This window comes from Nocardioides sp. Z24_21 (assembly GCF_058134345.1).
Map to the genome: position 1 here is coordinate 914,588 of NZ_JBYTTH010000002.1, position 16,963 is coordinate 931,550.

The window sequence follows — 16,963 nt, forward strand, 5'->3', positions numbered from 1 at the left end:
CATGCACGTCATCGTCGCCACCGACGGCTCACGCCAGTCCCTGGCCGCCGCCAAGCACCTCAAGTCCTTCGCCGACCCCGCGAAGATCACCGACATCTCGGTGATCGCGGTGCTGCGACCGCTCGCCTCGGTGGCCTTCGCCGACGACGTCTCCGAGCGGGGGTTCGACGGCTCCTTCCGCGACGCCGCGCAGAACGCGGTCGACGCCATCGCCGCCGTCTTCGAGGGCTGGGGACCGAAGGTCCACAAGCGCATCCGCAGCGGCTCGGCGGCCAACGAGATCATCAAGGCGGCCAAGCAGTACGACGCGGGGCTGGTCGTGGTGGCGGCCGGTGGACGGGGCCTCAGCGACAGCGTCCTGGTCGGCAGCACCGCTCAACGCGTCCAGCACTACGCGCCGTGCCCCGTGCTCGTCGTGCGGCCCGCCCCCAGGCCCCGGAGGCGCAAGAGCGATCGGTAGGGTGCGCCGCATGGAGACCCTGCGCCTGGTGCTGCTGTTCGCCCACATCCTCGGCTACGCCGCGCTGCTCGGCGGGCTCCTCGTCCAGCTGCGCAGCGACACCAAGACGGTCAACCCGCTGATGCGCGACGGCGCGGGCCTGGCGTTCGTCGCCGGCCTGCTGCTGGTCGGCGTGCTGGAGCAGGTGGCCTCGCCCGACCACGCCAAGATCGCCGTGAAGTTCGGCATCGGCCTGGTCATCCTGGTGCTGGTGATGGTCAACATGCGCAAGCCGAGCATCCCGCAGGGCCTCTGCCTCGGTCTGCTCGCCCTGACGGTCGTCAACATCGGCGTGGCCGTCTTCTGGGCCCCCACCCACGCCTGATCGGGTGTCCCCCCTCCCGCATAGGCTGGGGAGGACATGAGCCCCACTGACGCACTGATCGACCACCCGCTCCTCGACGGCCTCAACGAGCCGCAGCGAGCGGCGGTGACCCACGCCGGCGCGCCGCTCCTCGTCGTCGCCGGCGCCGGCTCGGGCAAGACACGGGTGCTGACGCGGCGCATCGCGTGGCTGATCAACGAGCGCAAGGCCCACCCGGGCTCGATCCTGGCGATCACCTTCACCAACAAGGCCGCGGCCGAGATGAAGGAGCGCGTCGAGGAGCTGGTCGGCAAGCGCGCGCGCATCATGTGGGTCTCGACCTTCCACTCCGCGTGCGTGCGCATCCTGCGCAAGGAGATCGACCGGGTGGGCTTCAAGTCCAACTTCTCGATCTACGACGCCGCCGACTCCAAGCGGTTGATGACGCTGGTGCTGCGCGACCTCGAGCTCGACCCCAAGCGCTACCAGCCCAACGCGGTGCTCCACTGGGTCTCCGACCAGAAGAACGAGCTGCGCGACGCCGAGGACGCCGCCAAGGAGGCGCGCAACTCCTTCGAGGAGGCCTACGCCAAGGCGTTCAGCCACTACCAGCGGCGCCTGCGCGAGGCCAACGCCCTCGACTTCGACGACCTGATCATGACGACGGTCCACCTGCTGCAGGCCTTCCCCGACGTCCGGGAGAACTACCGCCGGCGCTTCCGGCACGTCCTGGTCGACGAGTACCAGGACACCAACCACGCGCAGTACAGCCTGATCCAGCAGCTGTGCGGGCAGTCCCTCGAGGAGCAGGGCTCCGAGCAGGTCGAGCCGAGCGAGCTGATGGTCGTCGGCGACGCCGACCAGTCCATCTACGCCTTCCGCGGCGCCGACATCCGCAACATCCTCGACTTCGAGCAGGACTTCCCCGACGCGACGACGATCCTGCTCGAGCAGAACTACCGCTCGACGCAGACCATCCTCAGCGCCGCCAACTCCGTCATCGGCAACAACCGCGGGCGCAAGCCCAAGCGGCTGTGGACCGACGCGGGGGAGGGCGCCCGCATCGTCGGCTACGTCGCCGACGACGAGCACGACGAGGCGCGCTTCGTCAGCGAGGAGATCGACCGGCTCGCCGACGAGGCCGGCGTACGCCCCGCCGACGTCGCGGTGTTCTACCGCACCAATGCCCAGTCGCGCGTCTTCGAGGAGGTGTTCATCCGCACCGGCCAGCCCTACAAGGTCGTCGGCGGGGTGCGCTTCTACGAGCGCAAGGAGGTCCGCGACGCGCTGGCCTACCTCCGGATGCTGGTCAACACCGCCGACGAGATCTCGCTGCGCCGGGTGCTCAACACCCCCAAGCGCGGCATCGGTGACCGGGCCGAGGCGTGCATCGCGGCCCTGGCCGAGCGCGACCGGATCACCTTCTGGGAGGCGCTGACCCGCGCCGCCGACGCGCCCGGCCTGGCCACGCGCAGCCTGCGCAACATCGAGGGGTTCGTCGCGATGGTGCAGGAGCTGCAGTCGATGGTCGAGGCCGACGAGCGCCCCGACGTCATCCTCGAGTCGGTGCTCGAGCGCTCGGGCTACCTCGCCGAGCTCGAGGCCAGCGACGACCCGCAGGACGGCACCCGCGTGGAGAACCTCGCCGAGCTCGTGGCCGTCGCCCGCGAGTTCGCCGAGGACCCCCAGCCCGGTCCCAGCGCCGACCCGGCGGAGGTGGAGGCCGGCACGGTCGCGGTGGGCCTCGGCGACTTCCTGGAGCGGGTGGCGCTGGTCGCCGACGCCGACCAGATCCCCGACACCCCCGACGGCGACGACACGGGCGTGGTGACGCTGATGACGCTCCACACCGCCAAGGGCCTGGAGTTCCCCGTGGTGTTCGTCACCGGCCTCGAGGACGGCGTGTTCCCGCACCAGCGCTCGCTGGGCGACCAGCCCGAGCTCGAGGAGGAGCGCCGCCTCGCCTACGTCGGCCTCACCCGCGCGCAGCAGCGGCTCTACGTCTCGCGCGCCCTCGTCCGCTCCGCCTGGGGGGCGCCGAGCCACAACCCGGCCAGCCGCTTCCTCGACGAGCTGCCGGTCGACCTCGTCGACTGGCGACGCACGGCGGCCGAGCAGACCCGGTGGGGCCGCACCGACCTCACCGGCGGGTCCACGCGCCTGGGCACCCCCACCGACGCGGGCCGCCGCAACTTCAGCTCGGCGGCGCTGCGCGCCGACGCGGCCTACAAGGCCAAGCCGGCGCGCGCGATCCCCAGCCTCGACCCGGGCGACCGGGTCGTGCACGACTCCTTCGGCATGGGCACGGTCGTGGCCGTGGAGGGCGCGGCCGAGAAGTCCGTGGCGTCCATCGACTTCGGCTCCGAGGGCGTCAAGCGACTGCTGCTGCGCTACGCCCCGGTCGAGAAGCTCTAGCCCCGCGGCTCGTCCGGTCCCCGGAGACGGCGGTCGGTCAGGGGACGATGCCGTGCTCGACGAAGGCCTGGAACGGGTCGACCGGTCCGCCGCCGCCGGGACGCACCTCGAGGTGGAGGTGGGAGCCGGTGACGTGGCCGGTGGTGCCGACGGTGCCGATGACCTCGCCGCCGTTGACGCGGTCGCCGACCGAGACGTAGATCGAGGTCTGGTGGCAGTACCAGATCTCGGTGCCGTCATCGAGGGTGACGACGGTCTTGTTGCCGTAGGCGCCGTCGTAGCCCGTCGAGGTGACCGTGCCGTTGGCCACCGACAGGATCCGGTCGCCGGTGTTGGCGTTGAAGTCGAGGCCGGTGTGGTAGCTGGCCCAGAGGCCGTACTGGCCGAAGGTGGCGGTGATGCCGTAGCTGTCGAGGGGGAGAACCCACTTGTTCTCCTTGATCTTCGCCGCCTGCTTCTCCGCGGCCTGACGCATCTCCTTGAGCTTGGCGGCGTACTCGGCCACCTGCTTCTCGGCCAGGGCGACCAGCTCGGGGTCGGTCTCCTCGCTGCCGGAGTCGCGGATGTCGCCGCGGCTGACCAGGGGACCGCGGCGCGAGAGCGCCTGCCCGGCGGCCGCACCGATGGCCTGGGTGGAGCCGACCGTCGAGCCCGTCGAGGCCAGCGTCGTGACGCCGGCCCCCGCACCGGTGACGGCCGCGGTGGCGGAGACCGCGAGGACGGCGACACCGGCCACGAGCGGGACGGACGGCAGCCGCACCAGGGAACGGCGCGGCGCCGGGGTGGCGCGCCGCTTGCCGCTCACGGGTGCAGCCGATGCCGAGGTGCGGCGCTTGGGAGCGCGCTCCGCTCGGTGGTTGCCCATGAAGGAATTACCAATCTGCCGGATCGTCAGGGGGGTTCGGGTCGGCTAGACCGCGCCCGACTGTAACGGAAACATCACGGGAAAGTGCAACCCTTGACGGAATCTGGCCACATACCCCGGTCCGGCGGTCGGTAAACGGACGGTCTCCTCACCGGCGGGCGGCCTGGTAGCGCTCGAGGGCCTCGCGCCGCTCCTCGGCGTGGTCGACGATCCGCACGGGGTAGTCGTGCTCGTGGCCCACGTCGGACCTCCACGGCTCGTGGGCGGCCCGCCCCGGCAGGTGGGCGAGCTCGGGGACCCAGCAGCGCACGTAGTCGCCGTCCGGGTCGAACTTCAGGCCCTGGGTGACCGGGTTGAAGACGCGGAAGTAGGGCGAGGCGTCGGTGCCCGTGCCGGCCACCCACTGCCAGCCGTGGTTGTTGGACGCGACGTCGCCGTCGATGAGCAGGTCGAGGAAGTGGCGGGCGCCGACGGGCCACCACACGTGCAGGTCCTTGGTGAGGAACGAGGCGGTGATCATCCGCACGCGGTTGTGCATCCACCCGGTGTGCAGCAGCTGGCGCATCCCGGCGTCGACGACCGGGTAGCCCGTGGTGCCGGTGCGCCACGCCTCGACGGCGTCCTCCGGGTCGTCGTAGCGCATGCCCGCCAGTGCGGGGCGCAGGTCGGCCCACGCCGACCCCGGGGCGTGCCACAGGACGTCGGCGTAGAACTCGCGCCACGCCAGCTCGGTGGCGTACGTCGAGGTGTGCGCGACCTCCTCGAGGAGGGAGCGGGGGTGCAGCACCCCGAGGTGCAGGTAGGGCGAGAGCCGCGACGTGCCGTCGTGGTCGGGACGGTCGCGCGCCACGTCGTAGTCGTGCAGGCCGGCGTCGCGGAACGCCCGCCAGCGCCGCCACGCGGCGTCCTCGCCGGCAGGGGGGAGGTCGAACGGCGCGCCGGCCACCGCGTCCTCGAGCAGGCCGAGCGCGCGCGGGTCGGACTGGCCCGGCTCGATCGCGGGGGAGCGGGGCGTGGGGGCCGGCTCCGGCCAGCCGTGCTCGCGCCACGCCCGGGCGAAGGCGCTGAACACCTGGTAGGGCCCGCCGCTGCCGTTGCGCACGAGCCCGGGACCGACGGCGTACGGCGATCCGGTGGCGACGAGCTCGACCTCCCGGCCCACCGCCTCGTCGCGGCGACGGCCGTAGGGGGTCGTCTCGGCGGCGACGTGCACCCGCCGGCCGGCGGCCACCCGGGGCACGACCTCGCGCGGGTCGCCGTGGTGGATGGTCAGCGGGATGCGCTCGGCCAGGGCCAGCACGTTGGCGGCGAGCCACGCCCGCCGGGCGGGGCCCGACCCCGCCCACAGGGCGGGGTCGACCACGAAGAGCGCCGTCGTGGTGCCCTCCTCGAGGGCCGCCAGCAGCGCCGGGTTGTCGCGCACCCGCAGGTCGCGGCGGAACCACATGAGACTCGAGCGCGCGTCCCGGTCCGAGGTGGGCATGCTCCTCACCGTAGCCCGGGCGTGAGCACCGCCACTCCACCTGACCTCGTGCCACCACGCCGATGAGGTCTAGGGTGCCGAGAGGGATATCCCGCCACTGTTCGCAGACGAAAAGGATCGGTCACCTCGTGGACCTGATGGAATTTCAGGCGAAAGAGCTCTTCGCCAAGCATGGAGTAACGACCACCCTGGGTGTCGTCGCCGAGACCCCGGAGGCTGCTCGCGCCGCAGCCGAGGAGATGGGCGGCGTGACCGTCGTCAAGGCCCAGGTCAAGGCCGGCGGCCGCGGCAAGGCCGGAGGCGTGAAGATCGCCAAGACCGCCGACGAGGCGGAGTCCTACGCCCGCGACATCATCGGCATGGAGATCAAGGGCCTGCGGGTCAACCGCGTCCTGGTCACCCCCGCGACCCCGCCGGTGGAGGAGTACTACTTCTCCTTCCTGCTCGACCGCTCCAACCGCTCGCACCTGTGCATCGCCTCGGTCGAGGGCGGCGTCGAGATCGAGGAGGTCGCCAAGACCAACCCCGACGCGGTGAAGAAGATCCGCATCGACGCGCTCGAGGGTGTCACCCCCGAGAAGGCCGCCGCGATCGTCGACGAGGCGAAGTTCCCCGCCGAGCTGCGCGACCAGGCCATCGAGATGGTCCAGAACCTGTGGAAGGTCTACGTCGAGGAGGACGCCACCCTCGTCGAGGTCAACCCGCTGGCCCGCCTCGAGGGCGACAAGCTGGAGGCTCTCGACGGCAAGGTGTCGCTCGACGACAACGCCTCCGAGGTCCGTCACCCCGACCACGCGCAGTTCGAGATCCGCGAGGAGGCCGACGCGCTCGAGTCGAAGGCCAAGGACAAGGGCCTCAACTACGTCAAGCTCGACGGCCAGGTCGGCATCATCGGCAACGGCGCGGGCCTCGTGATGAGCACCCTCGACGTGGTCGCCTACGCCGGCGAGGCGCACGGCGGCGTCAAGCCCGCCAACTTCCTCGACATCGGCGGCGGCGCCAACGCCCAGGTGATGGCCGACGGCCTCGACGTGATCCTCGGCGACGAGCAGGTCAAGAGCGTCTTCGTCAACGTCTTCGGCGGCATCACCTCCTGCGACGAGGTGGCCAACGGCATCAAGGGCGCGCTGGAGATCCTCGGCGACAGCGCCACCAAGCCGCTCGTCGTACGCCTCGACGGCAACAACGTGCAGAAGGGTCGCGCGATCCTCGACGAGCTCAACCACCCGCTGGTCACCCAGGTCGACACGATGGACGGCGCGGCCGACAAGGCCGCCGAGCTCGCCCACCAGGCCTGAGAGAGAGAACTGAACAGATGAGCATCTACCTCAACAAGGACTCCAAGATCATCGTCCAGGGCATGACGGGCGGCATGGGTGCCAAGCACACGACCCTCATGGTCGAGTCGGGCGCCGACATCGTCGGCGGCGTCAACGCCCGCAAGGCCGGCACGACCGTCGAGCTCGGCGGCAAGGAGCTCCCGGTCTTCGGCACCGTCGAGGAGGCGATGAAGGAGACCGGCGCCGACGTGTCGGTCGCGTTCGTCCCGCCGGCGTTCACCAAGGACGCCTGCATCGAGGCCATCGACGCCGAGATCCCGCTCCTCGTGGTGATCACCGAGGGCGTCCCGGTCCTCGACACGGCCGAGGTCGTGGCCTACCTCGAGGGCAAGAAGACCCGCATGATCGGCCCCAACTGCCCCGGCATCATCACGCCGGAGGAGTCGCTGGCCGGCATCACGCCGCACACCATCGCGGGCAAGGGCCCGATCGGCCTGGTGTCGAAGTCGGGCACGCTGACCTACCAGATGATGTACGAGCTGAAGGACTTCGGCTTCACCACCGCCATCGGCATCGGCGGCGACCCGATCGTCGGCACCACGCACATCGACGCGCTCCAGGCCTTCGAGAACGACCCGGAGACCAAGGCGATCGTGATGATCGGCGAGATCGGCGGCGACGCCGAGGAGCGGGCCGCGGCCTACATCAAGGAGCACGTGACCAAGCCGGTCGTCGGCTACGTCGCCGGCTTCACGGCCCCCGAGGGCAAGACCATGGGCCACGCCGGCGCCATCGTCTCGGGCTCCTCGGGCACCGCGCAGGCGAAGAAGGAGGCCCTCGAGGCCGCCGGGGTCAAGGTCGGCAAGACGCCGTCCGAGACCGCCGCGCTGATGCGGGAGATCCTCCAGGGACTCTGAGTCATCGGGGCCCCCGGGCTCACTCCAGACGGCCTCGCAGGTCCACCTGCGGGGCCGTCGTGGTCTTCACGTGCAAGGCGGGCCGGTGCGCCTGCCACAGCAGCCGCCACAGGACGTGCGCGCCCAGCAGGCGCACCGGTGCGACCGCGCTGGGACGTCGCGGCGACGGCAGGGTCGGGCAGGCCGAGCTGGTCAGCGTCGAAGGAATGGACACCGTTCTCCCCGTTCTCGTGGACACCGTGTTGCCGGGCGCATCAGTCGCGGCCCGCCGACCGCTCGGCGAACGTCGTCAGCGCCGCGACCGTCTCGCGCAGTGGCGCGACCGTCCGGGCGACCGCGCGGTCGACGTCGTCCTCGGTCCACTGCCCGTACGTCGAGGTGACCAGCAGCGCCGCCCCGGCGGGGACGACGTGCACGACGGTCGCGCCGTCGCCGGCCCGTCCGTCGACGCGGTAGGTCTGCAGCAGCGTCGCGGCCGGGCGCGGGCCGAAGGGCGAGGCGAGCACCTGGGTGCGGGTCTCCATGTCTCCCGCTCCGCCCGCTCCGCCCGAGTCCCCCGAGTCCCCCGAGTCGCCGGAGTCGCCCGACACGTCCGCCCGCTCGCACCCCGTCGCGAGCTCGGCGATGTCCTCCGCCAGGCGGCTCGCGTCGCCGGGCGCCGGGAGGACGACCAGGTCGCGGGTGTCGGCCGACTCGCCGCCGCTGTTGTCGGCCACCATCCGGTCGCGGACGACGAGCCCGCGCAGCGGCGACGTGCCGCACAGGTCGAGGTCACGCAGCCCGGTCCCGGTGCGGGAGGTGGGCACGTCGTCGCGCGGGCCGCCCATGCCCGCCGAGAGCGGGAAGTCGTCGGGGATCGCGGCCCCCGGCCCGGTCGCCACCGACGTGGGTGCGGCCCCGGTCGACGGGACGGGGGGCGACTCGCCCCGGCACGCCGACAGCGCGAGCGCGCACGCGAGCGCGACGGTGACGAGCCGTGCGCGGTGCCTCATGAGGGGTGAGACGCCGCGGCGCGCGGAAAGGTTGTGTCAGCGTGCGGAGTCGAGCGGACCGAGCCGCTGCATCACGCGGCGCGCGAGGGTGACGAAGTCGGCCCGCGACATCGTCATGTTGCGGTCGGGGGCGAAGCCGAGCTGCGAGACGGCGCCGCCGTCGCGCACGATGGCCATCAGGAACGGGAACGACTGTCGGTCGTTGATCTCGAACGTCAGCGCCCACACGCTCAGGTCGGAGGACTTCGAGGAGCTCGACGCCAGCTGCGTCACGCTCGTGCCGAGGTTGGCGCGAGCGCACTCGCGGATCCGGTCGCGCACCGTGTCGACGAACGTGCGCGCCCGGGCCGGCTTCATCGCCCCGACGGTCTGGGTGAGGCCGAGCTGGCTGGCGTTGGGCGTCTCCGGGAACAGGAAGGTGCGGGTCAGCGCCTTGCTGATGCCCTTGCCGGTGAAGCTGGTGCGGTCGCAGCGGGTGGCCGCGTAGTTGGTGCGGGCCTTCTCGGCGTCGGTGCCGACCCAGGGGCCACGGACGGCGGACACGGGGGGCAGGTCGACCACCGACAGCAGCCCGGGCGGCGTACCGATGGGGAGCGGCGCGCTCGTGCGCGCCCTTGCCCGACCGGCGCAGGTGCCGGCCCCCTCGGCGCCGCAGACGCCGTTGACCGCCGCGGACAGCCCGGTGAGCACCGCCTTGTCGCCGACCGGCTTGCCCTGGCTGCGCACCACCAGGGCCACCACCAGGCGGCCGGTGCGCGCGACGCCGACGGAGATGTCGGCCGACTTCTTGCCCCACGAGCGCAGCCTGAAGGCGCGGGCCTCGTCGCCGACGCGCGTGACGGTGCGGGTGGTGACGAGCTGGGTGCGCGGGTCGATGCAGCCGGCGAACCACAGCGAGGCGGTCTCGAAGGCCTGCTCGGCGTCCTCGGCGGTGCGCGACGTCTCGACCACCTCGACGGCCGTGGACCGCACGGAGGTGACCTCGCGCTTGCGGGTGCGTGCGCGCTTGCCCGTGCCGACCTTCTTCTTCACGACGCGGGTCTCGGTCCCCTTCCACGTGCGCGTCAGCGCGCTCACCCCGTCGGGGTCGGCGAACCGCTCCCGCTGGCAGGGCGCGACGAGGCCGTCGCCGTCGACGTCGTCGGTGGTGGCGGTCTCGGTCCAGTCCAGCCCGGCCCCGAACCGGGACAGCTGCGCGGGGGAGAGCAGGGCGTCGGCGGCGACGTTGTCGGCGCCGTCGGCGTCGGAGACCGGTGGGTGCACCGTGACCCCCGGCGTCGACTTGTCCTCGCCGAGGCTGGTCGGCTCTGCTCCCGACCCGGCGGCGACGAGGGAGCCCGAGGCGACCAGCGCCGCCGTGGCGACCGCCGCGCCGATGACCGTGTGCGTGCGCCGGCGCGCCGCGCCGGAGCGCCGGATCACGGTGGCTCGCGGCCAGCGGATGTCCTCGAGCGGGCCGGAGAGGGCGTGGAGCAGGCGGGGGATCTCGGTGCTCGGCGCGTCGCGGTGCAGCGCGAACTGCGCGGTCGCGGTCTGGAGCTCGCGCTCGGCGTCGGCGCGGGGCAGGCCCACGGTGCGGGCGAGCTCGCTCAGGGAGAGGGCGGAGAGCACGTTGAGCACGAGCAGCTCACGCTGGCGCGCGGTGAGCTTGCTCAACGCGTCGAGGGTGCTGCGCACCTCGGGGTCGAGCGACTTGTCACGGTGCCAGAGGCGGGCGTTGTGCCGTCGGCGGGCGCGACCGAGGGCGAGGGCGCGGACGTAGCCGTCTCGGTCGTCGAGGTGCTCGACCTTGCGCCAGTGGTGCCACGTCACGACGAAGGCGTCCCGGACGGCGGTGCGGGCCGCGGGCGCGTCACCGGTCAGTGCGTACGCCTCGTGCAGGAGGCGGGTGCGCGTCTCGACGTAGTAGGCGTCGAAGGTCTCGGGGCTCCTCATGACCGCTCCACGGTACGGGAGGCGTGCACACGGCGCACATCCGTCCCACCGGTCCCGGCCGGGGGCGGCGTGGCAGCGCGATCTGCCGCGGGGAGCGGGTGATGATGGGGCGGCCATGACGTCGCTCCTGACCCGACCCGAGCACCCCCGGACCGAGGCTCCCCGGCCGCGTCCGCTCGTGCTCATCGCCACGTTCGGCGGCGCCCTCGCCGCCCTCGGTCCGCTCGTCGTGCTGCTGGCGGTCGGGGTCATCGGCTGGTTCGCCAGCGACGCGGGCGTCCACGGCGCCCCGCGCGACGGGATGCGGGTCGGGGCCCTGGCGTGGCTGGCCGGTCACGGCTCCGGCGTCACGGTCATGGGCGCGCGGATCACGATCGTCCCCCTCGGCGTCACGGCGATCGCCGCCTGGTCGATGTGGCGCCTGGGCCACCGCGTCGGCGACGCCGTCTCCGGCCACGGCCCCGACGCCGACCGCATCTCCGACGGCGAGCGCGACCTCACCGTGCCCACCGCGATCGCCCTGTTCTTCTCCGCCTACGCCGTCGTGGCCGTCGTGGTCGCGACCCTCGCCGCCGGCACCACCGCCGACCCGTCCCTGCCGCGGGTGCTCGGCTGGAGCCTGCTCCTGACCGCGTTCGTCGCGGCGCCCGCCATCGCGATCGGCTCGGGCCGCGCGGCGATCTGGGCGGCGTTCGTGCCGCTCTCGGTCCGCGCGGGCGCCGCCGTGGCCGGAGCCGTGCTGGCCCGGCTGCTCGCCCTCTCCGCGCTCGTGTTCCTCGTCGCGCTGGCCCTCTCCTTCGACGACGCCGCCACGATGACCTCGCGGCTGCACCAGAGCCCGGCCGAGGCCGGGCTCTACTCGCTCGTCAACGCCGCGTTCGCGCCCAACGCGGCCCTGTTCACCGGCTCGTGGCTGCTCGGCCCCGGCTTCGCGATGGGTGGGGCCACCGTGGTCTCGCCCGGCGCGGTGGTCCTGGGGCCGCTGCCGGTCGTGCCGCTGCTCGCCGCGCTGCCCGCCGTCGGCACGCCCGCCGGCTGGGTCGGCGCGCTGATGGCGCTGCCGGCGCTGGTCGCGGCCTGGTCGGCCCACCGCACGCTGCGCGGCCGGGTGCTGACCTGGGATCGGATCGCGCTCGCCGGCTGCGGTGGCGGGCTCGCGGCCGGCGTCGGCTTCGCCCTGCTCGCCTCGCTGTCCGGCGGTGCGGCCGGGCCTGGCCGCATGCGGTTCGTCGGCCCGTTCACCCGCGACGTCCTGGTGCACTCGGTCACGGCGTGCGGGATCGGTGCGCTGGCCGGTGCGGCCGTGCTGTCGTGGCTGGCCTGGCGCGCGGCCCGGGCGGTGCCCCAGGTGCCCGCACCGGCCGGCGACCCGGCCCACCCCGGCGCCGAGGACTGAGCGTGGGGGCTGGACACAGCCACGGCGCGCGCCCTTCCCTGGGCCCGCTGCCGCGTCGGCTCGCGGTGCTGATCGGACTCGTCGTGGGGCCGCTGGTGCTCGCGACGCTGGTCGGGCTGGTCGTGCTGTGGCCCGACGGCGACCTTCAGATCGACCAGCCCGGCGTCGACGTCGAGCGCGGCACCGCGACCGTGACCGAGGTCGGTCCCTGCCCGCCGCGCGACGGCGAGGAGGTGGCGGGCTGCCGGCTCGCGGAGGTCGAGCTGCTCAGCGGGCCCGGTGCGCCCGGCACGGCGGACGCGCTGCTGCCCTACGGCCCCCAGGCGCCCGAGGTGGTCGCCGGCGACCGGATCATCGTGTCGCTCACCGAGCAGGCACCCGCCGGCGAGCAGTACGCGTTCCAGGACTTCGACCGCGGCCCGCCCCTGCTGGTGCTGACGATCCTCTTCGCCGTCGGCGTCCTCGCGCTGTCGCGCTGGCGCGGCATCGGTGCGCTCGCCAGCCTGGCGTACTCCCTCGTCCTGATCGCGGTGTTCACCCTGCCGGCGATCATGGAGGGCGCCTCCCCGCTGCTGGTCGCGGTGACGTCCGCCGCCGCGATCATGCTCGTCACGCTCTACCTCTCCCACGGCTTCGACGTGCGCTCGACCGTGGCGATGATCGGCACCCTGGTGTCGCTGGTGGTGATCGGCGGCGTCGGCTGGGTCTTCACCCGGGTCGGCCACTTCACCGGCCTGGTCGACGAGGGCAGCCAGTACATCTCCGGCATCGCCGCCCAGGTCGACCTGCGCGGCCTGCTGCTGGCCGGGCTGGTGATCGGCGCGCTCGGCGTGCTCGACGACGTCACCGTCACCCAGACCTGGGCGGTCTGGGAGCTGGCCGACGTCGACCCCGACGCGACCACCCGCTCGCTCTTCACGCGGGCGATGCGCATCGGGCGCTCGCACGTCGCCTCCACCGTCAACACGCTGGTCCTGGCCTACGTCGGCGCCACGCTCCCGCTGATGCTGGTGTTCTCGGCGCTGTCGATGCCGTTCGGCGTCGCGATCAGCCAGGAGGTCGTCGCGCAGGAGGTCGTGCGCGGCCTGGTCGGCGGCCTGGGCATCATCGCCGCGGTGCCGGTGACCACGGCGATCGCGGCCCTCGTCGCGGGTCGGCTGGTGCGCGACCGGGGCGTGGGCGCGGGCGGGTCCCACCGCGCCTAGGATCGCCCCGTGCAGCAGCCCGCCCGCCTCGTCGTCCTCGTCTCGGGGGCCGGCACCAACCTCCAGGCCCTGGTCGACGCCTGCGCCGATCCGGCGTACGGCGCCCGGGTGGTGGCGGTCGGCGCCGACCGCGACGGCATCGAGGGCCTGGCCCGCGCCGAGCGCGCCGGCATCCCCACGTTCGTGCGCAAGCTGTCGGACTTCGAGACCCGCGAGGGATGGGACGCGTCGCTGGCGACGGTCGTGGAGCGCTTCGAGCCCCACCTGGTGGTGTCCGCGGGGTTCATGAAGCTGCTGTCCACCGAGTTCCTCGACCGGTTCCTCACCGTCAACACGCACCCGGCGCTGTGCCCGGCGTTCCCGGGGATGCACGGCCCGCGCGACGCCCTCGAGCACGGCGTCAAGGTGACCGGGGCGACCCTGTTCGTGGTCGACGGCGGCGTCGACACCGGGCCGATCGTGGCGCAGGTGCCCGTCGAGGTGGCCGACGACGACGACGTCGCGTCGCTGCACGAGCGGATCAAGACCGCCGAGCGCGCCATGCTCGTCGACGCGGTGGGCCGCATCGCCCGCGACGGCATCACGGTGGAGGGTCGCCGGGTTCGCATCGGCGCTCCCGCTCGGTAGTCTGCAGCCACACGACTGGCGCAGGTGGGTCACCACCAGGGAGTGACGCCGGGGAGCATCGAACGCCTGGGTGCCCCCGACTCGTTGCCCACCCGAGGAGTCCCGTGTCCCCCACCGCCGAGCACCGCGTCCCGATCCGCCGCGCCCTCGTCTCCGTCTACGACAAGACCGGCCTCGACGAGCTGGTGCGCGGCCTGCACGGCGCCGGCGTCGAGCTCGTCTCCACCGGCGGCTCCGCCGCGCTCATCGACTCCCTCGGCCTGCCGGTCACCCGCGTGGAGGACCTCACCGGCTTCCCCGAGTGCCTCGACGGCCGCGTCAAGACCCTGCACCCGCGGGTGCACGCCGGCATCCTGGCCGACCGCCGCCTCGACTCCCACGTCGCGCAGCTCGAGGAGCTCGGCGTCGAGCCGTTCGACCTCGTCGTGAGCAACCTCTACCCGTTCACCGAGACCGTCGCCTCGGGGGCCGGACCCGACGAGTGCGTGGAGCAGATCGACATCGGCGGGCCCTCGATGGTGCGCGCCGCCGCGAAGAACCACCCCAGCGTCGCCATCGTCACCTCACCCGCGGCGTACGACGCCGTGCTCGCCGCCGTCGCGGCCGGCGGCTTCACGCTGGCCGAGCGCCGCCGCCTCGCCGCGGAGGCCTTCGTCCACACCGCGACCTACGACGTCCACGTGGCGTCGTGGATGGGCAACGTGCTCACCGACACGAGCGACGGCTCGGGCTTCCCGGCGTGGCTGGGCGCGACGTGGACCAAGGAGGCGGCGCTCCGCTACGGCGAGAACCCGCACCAGTCCGCCGCGCTCTACGGCACCGGCTTCCTGCCCGACGGGCCGGGCCTGGCCCAGGCCACCCAGCACCACGGCAAGGAGATGTCCTACAACAACTACGTCGACGCCGACGCGGCCCGCCGGGCGGCCTACGACTTCGACGAGCCGGCCGTGGCGATCATCAAGCACGCCAACCCCTGCGGCATCGCGGTCGCCGACGACGTCGCCACCGCCCACCGCAAGGCGCACGAGTGCGACCCGGTCAGCGCCTTCGGCGGCGTGATCGCCACCAACGTGCCGGTCTCCGTCGCGATGGCGCAGCAGGTGGCCGAGATCTTCACCGAGGTCGTCGTGGCGCCCGGCTACGAGGACGGCGCCATCGAGGCGCTGCAGGCCAAGAAGAACATCCGGATCCTGGAGTGCCCGCCGCTCACCCGCGGCGGCAGCGACCTGCGCTCGATCTCCGGCGGGCTGCTGCTGCAGCAGCGCGACGTGCTCTCCGCGGAGGGCGACGACCCCGCGAGCTGGACCCTGGCGACCGGCGAGGCCGCCTCCGACGAGGTGCTGGCCGACCTCGCCTTCGCCTGGCGCGCCTGCCGGGCGGTGAAGTCCAACGCCATCCTGCTCGCCTCCGGCGGCGCCTCCGTCGGCGTCGGGATGGGCCAGGTCAACCGCGTCGACTCCTGCCGCCTCGCGGTCGAGCGGGCGGGGGAGCGTGCCGCGTCGGCGGTCGCGGCCTCCGACGCGTTCTTCCCGTTCGCCGACGGCCCGCAGATCCTCATCGACGCGGGGGTGCGGGCGATCGTCCAGCCCGGCGGCTCGGTGCGCGACGCCGAGGTGGTCGCGGCGTGCGAGGCGGCGGGCGTGACGATGTACCTCACCGGGGCCCGGCACTTCTTCCACTGACCCGCCCCCGGGCGGTGCGTGGAGGGGGCGCCGCCGCGCGGAAAATGCCGCGCGCGCACCACCGACCCCTGTTATCTTGACGTCAAGATAGCCGAGTGGGGGTACGACGTGCGGTGGTGGCAGCGGGTCCTCCCGCCGACGAAGCTCGAGCGCGACCTGGTCTGGCAGTGCGTGCTGTCGGCGTTCGCCACCGGCACGTTCCTCGCCGGCACCGCCGTCTACTTCACCCAGGTCGTCGGGCTGAGCGGGGCGCAGGTCGGGCTGGGCATGTCGATCGCCGCGGGCGTCACCCTCGTCCTGCAGCTGCCGATGGGCCGGCTCGCGGACCGGGTCGGCGCCAAGCCGCTGTGGGCCGTGGCGAGCCTCGTGGAGGCGGCGCTCTACCTCGCGTGGCCGTTCATCGGCGACATGGCGACCTTCGTCGCGATGCTGTCGGTGCTCGCGATCTTCGAGACCGCCGGGCGCAACGCGCGCAACGTCTACCGGATCGCGGTCTTCCCGCGTGCGGTCCGCGTGCGGGCGATGGCCTACATGCGCGCCGCCCGCAACGTCGGCTACACCCTGGGCGCCGGCGCCAGCGGAGTGGCGCTCGGCATCGGCCTCGACGCCGTGCGCCTGATCCCGTTGGTCACCGGCGCCCTCCTGGTGCTCAACGCGCTGCTGATCGCGACGGTGCTGCCGGCGGTGGCGCGCGCCGTGCCGGAGGTGCAGGACGACGGGACGCCCGTCGCGGCGCCGCCGGCCTGGCGCAACCCGGGCTTCGTCGTGCTGAGCGTCTGCAACGGGGTGCTCTCGTCCAACCAGGTGCTGCTCAACGTCGTGGTGCCGCTGTGGTTGGTCGAGCGCACCGACGCGCCGGTGACGCTGGTGGCCTGGCTGTTCGGCACCAACACGGTCCTCGCCGTCGCGTTGCAGGTGCGCGCGAGCCGCGTCGCCGACTCCGTCGACGGGTCGCTGCGGGCGGCGCGGTGGTCGGGCTACGCGTTCGTCCTCTCGTGCGGGCTCATCGCCTGGACCCACGAGACGGTGGGCTGGGTCTCGATCGTGCTGATCTGGATCGGCCACGTCACCATCACCGGCGCGGAGCTGTGGCAGTCGGCCGCCGACTGGTGCTTCACCGCCGAGCTCTCCGACCACCGGCGTCTCGGCGACTACCAGGGGATCTGGGGCCTGGGCTACCAGGTCGAGCCGATCGTCTTCCCGGCCCTCTACACCTGGCTCGCCCTCACGGTCGGCACGGTCGGCTGGGTCGCCATCGCCGTGATCGGCATGACGGCCGCCGTCGTCGCCCACCCCGCTGCCCGCGCGGCCGAGCGGCACCTGGTCCGGATCGGGGCGCCGGTCGGGGTCTGAGCGAGCCGAT

15 protein-coding genes and 1 riboswitch are annotated in these 16,963 nt (G+C 73.1%); of the genes, 10 read left to right on the forward strand and 5 right to left on the reverse strand.

The window, feature by feature from the left end:
* Nucleotide 1 precedes the first annotated feature (1 nt).
* The 3 genes from AC3X7Z_RS10825 to pcrA are packed head-to-tail and all read left to right on the forward strand — an operon-like array spanning nucleotide 2 to nucleotide 3,218.
* On the forward strand, nucleotides 2-460 hold the full coding sequence (locus AC3X7Z_RS10825) for a universal stress protein (RefSeq protein WP_489975908.1): 459 nt from the start codon (nucleotides 2-4) through the stop codon (nucleotides 458-460).
* 10 nt (nucleotides 461-470) lie between these two features.
* Nucleotides 471-824 carry a hypothetical protein gene (locus tag AC3X7Z_RS10830; RefSeq protein ID WP_489975909.1) on the forward strand — a complete coding sequence of 118 codons (354 nt, stop codon included), beginning with the start codon at nucleotides 471-473 and terminating at the stop codon, nucleotides 822-824.
* Nucleotides 825-860: 36 nt separating this feature from the next.
* A complete protein-coding gene (pcrA, locus tag AC3X7Z_RS10835) occupies nucleotides 861-3,218 on the forward strand; it encodes a DNA helicase PcrA (protein WP_489975910.1) in 2,358 nt (785 codons plus the stop codon).
* A 37-nt stretch (nucleotides 3,219-3,255) separates the two neighbouring features.
* Here the strand turns inward: pcrA and AC3X7Z_RS10840 are convergent, their stop codons facing one another.
* Nucleotides 3,256-4,023 (reverse strand): M23 family metallopeptidase, encoded by a 768-nt coding sequence (locus AC3X7Z_RS10840; RefSeq protein ID WP_206054515.1) that lies wholly within the window; start codon nucleotides 4,021-4,023, stop codon nucleotides 3,256-3,258.
* Between the two features lie 208 nt (nucleotides 4,024-4,231).
* The gene (locus AC3X7Z_RS10845) at nucleotides 4,232-5,566 is read right to left on the reverse strand and encodes a cryptochrome/photolyase family protein (RefSeq protein ID WP_489975911.1); all 1,335 of its coding nucleotides are present in this window, start codon (nucleotides 5,564-5,566) and stop codon (nucleotides 4,232-4,234) included.
* Nucleotides 5,567-5,694: 128 nt separating this feature from the next.
* Between AC3X7Z_RS10845 and sucC the strand changes: the two genes are divergently transcribed.
* Together sucC and sucD are read left to right on the forward strand one after the other, a co-directional pair.
* Complete coding sequence (gene sucC / locus AC3X7Z_RS10850) at nucleotides 5,695-6,864, forward strand: ADP-forming succinate--CoA ligase subunit beta (protein WP_186341315.1); 1,170 nt, start codon at nucleotides 5,695-5,697, stop codon at nucleotides 6,862-6,864.
* 17 nt (nucleotides 6,865-6,881) lie between these two features.
* Nucleotides 6,882-7,763, forward strand: a complete 882-nt coding sequence (gene sucD, locus AC3X7Z_RS10855) for a succinate--CoA ligase subunit alpha (RefSeq protein ID WP_489975912.1) — start codon at nucleotides 6,882-6,884, stop codon at nucleotides 7,761-7,763.
* Nucleotides 7,764-7,782: 19 nt separating this feature from the next.
* Here the strand turns inward: sucD and AC3X7Z_RS10860 are convergent, their stop codons facing one another.
* Genes AC3X7Z_RS10860 through AC3X7Z_RS10870 form a run of 3 tightly spaced genes read right to left on the reverse strand, consistent with a single transcriptional unit; the run spans nucleotide 7,783 to nucleotide 10,690 of the window.
* Nucleotides 7,783-7,977, reverse strand: a complete 195-nt coding sequence (locus tag AC3X7Z_RS10860) for a hypothetical protein (RefSeq protein ID WP_186341317.1) — start codon at nucleotides 7,975-7,977, stop codon at nucleotides 7,783-7,785.
* Nucleotides 7,978-8,017: 40 nt separating this feature from the next.
* A complete protein-coding gene (locus AC3X7Z_RS10865) occupies nucleotides 8,018-8,755 on the reverse strand; it encodes a hypothetical protein (protein WP_186341318.1) in 738 nt (245 codons plus the stop codon).
* A gap of 36 nt (nucleotides 8,756-8,791) precedes the next feature.
* Entirely contained in the window at nucleotides 8,792-10,690 is a 1,899-nt protein-coding gene (locus tag AC3X7Z_RS10870) for a SigE family RNA polymerase sigma factor (RefSeq protein ID WP_186341319.1), read from the reverse strand.
* Between the two features lie 115 nt (nucleotides 10,691-10,805).
* On the opposite strand from AC3X7Z_RS10870, the gene AC3X7Z_RS10875 reads away from it, so the two are divergent.
* The 5 genes from AC3X7Z_RS10875 to AC3X7Z_RS10895 all read left to right on the forward strand — a co-directional run bounded on the left by AC3X7Z_RS10875 (nucleotide 10,806) and on the right by AC3X7Z_RS10895 (nucleotide 16,953).
* A complete protein-coding gene (locus tag AC3X7Z_RS10875; RefSeq protein WP_489975913.1) occupies nucleotides 10,806-12,086 on the forward strand; it encodes a cell division protein PerM in 1,281 nt (426 codons plus the stop codon).
* 2 nt (nucleotides 12,087-12,088) lie between these two features.
* Nucleotides 12,089-13,291: a YibE/F family protein gene (locus AC3X7Z_RS10880; protein WP_489975914.1), complete on the forward strand. Its 1,203-nt coding sequence runs from the start codon at nucleotides 12,089-12,091 to the stop codon at nucleotides 13,289-13,291.
* Between the two features lie 9 nt (nucleotides 13,292-13,300).
* On the forward strand, nucleotides 13,301-13,918 hold the full coding sequence (purN, locus tag AC3X7Z_RS10885) for a phosphoribosylglycinamide formyltransferase (RefSeq protein ID WP_186341322.1): 618 nt from the start codon (nucleotides 13,301-13,303) through the stop codon (nucleotides 13,916-13,918).
* A gap of 1 nt (nucleotide 13,919) precedes the next feature.
* Nucleotides 13,920-13,997: riboswitch (ZMP/ZTP riboswitch) on the forward strand.
* A gap of 25 nt (nucleotides 13,998-14,022) precedes the next feature.
* On the forward strand, nucleotides 14,023-15,600 hold the full coding sequence (gene purH, locus AC3X7Z_RS10890; RefSeq protein ID WP_186341323.1) for a bifunctional phosphoribosylaminoimidazolecarboxamide formyltransferase/IMP cyclohydrolase: 1,578 nt from the start codon (nucleotides 14,023-14,025) through the stop codon (nucleotides 15,598-15,600).
* A 108-nt stretch (nucleotides 15,601-15,708) separates the two neighbouring features.
* Nucleotides 15,709-16,953, forward strand: a complete 1,245-nt coding sequence (locus tag AC3X7Z_RS10895; RefSeq protein WP_186341324.1) for an MFS transporter — start codon at nucleotides 15,709-15,711, stop codon at nucleotides 16,951-16,953.
* The last annotated feature ends 10 nt before the right edge of the window (nucleotides 16,954-16,963 follow it).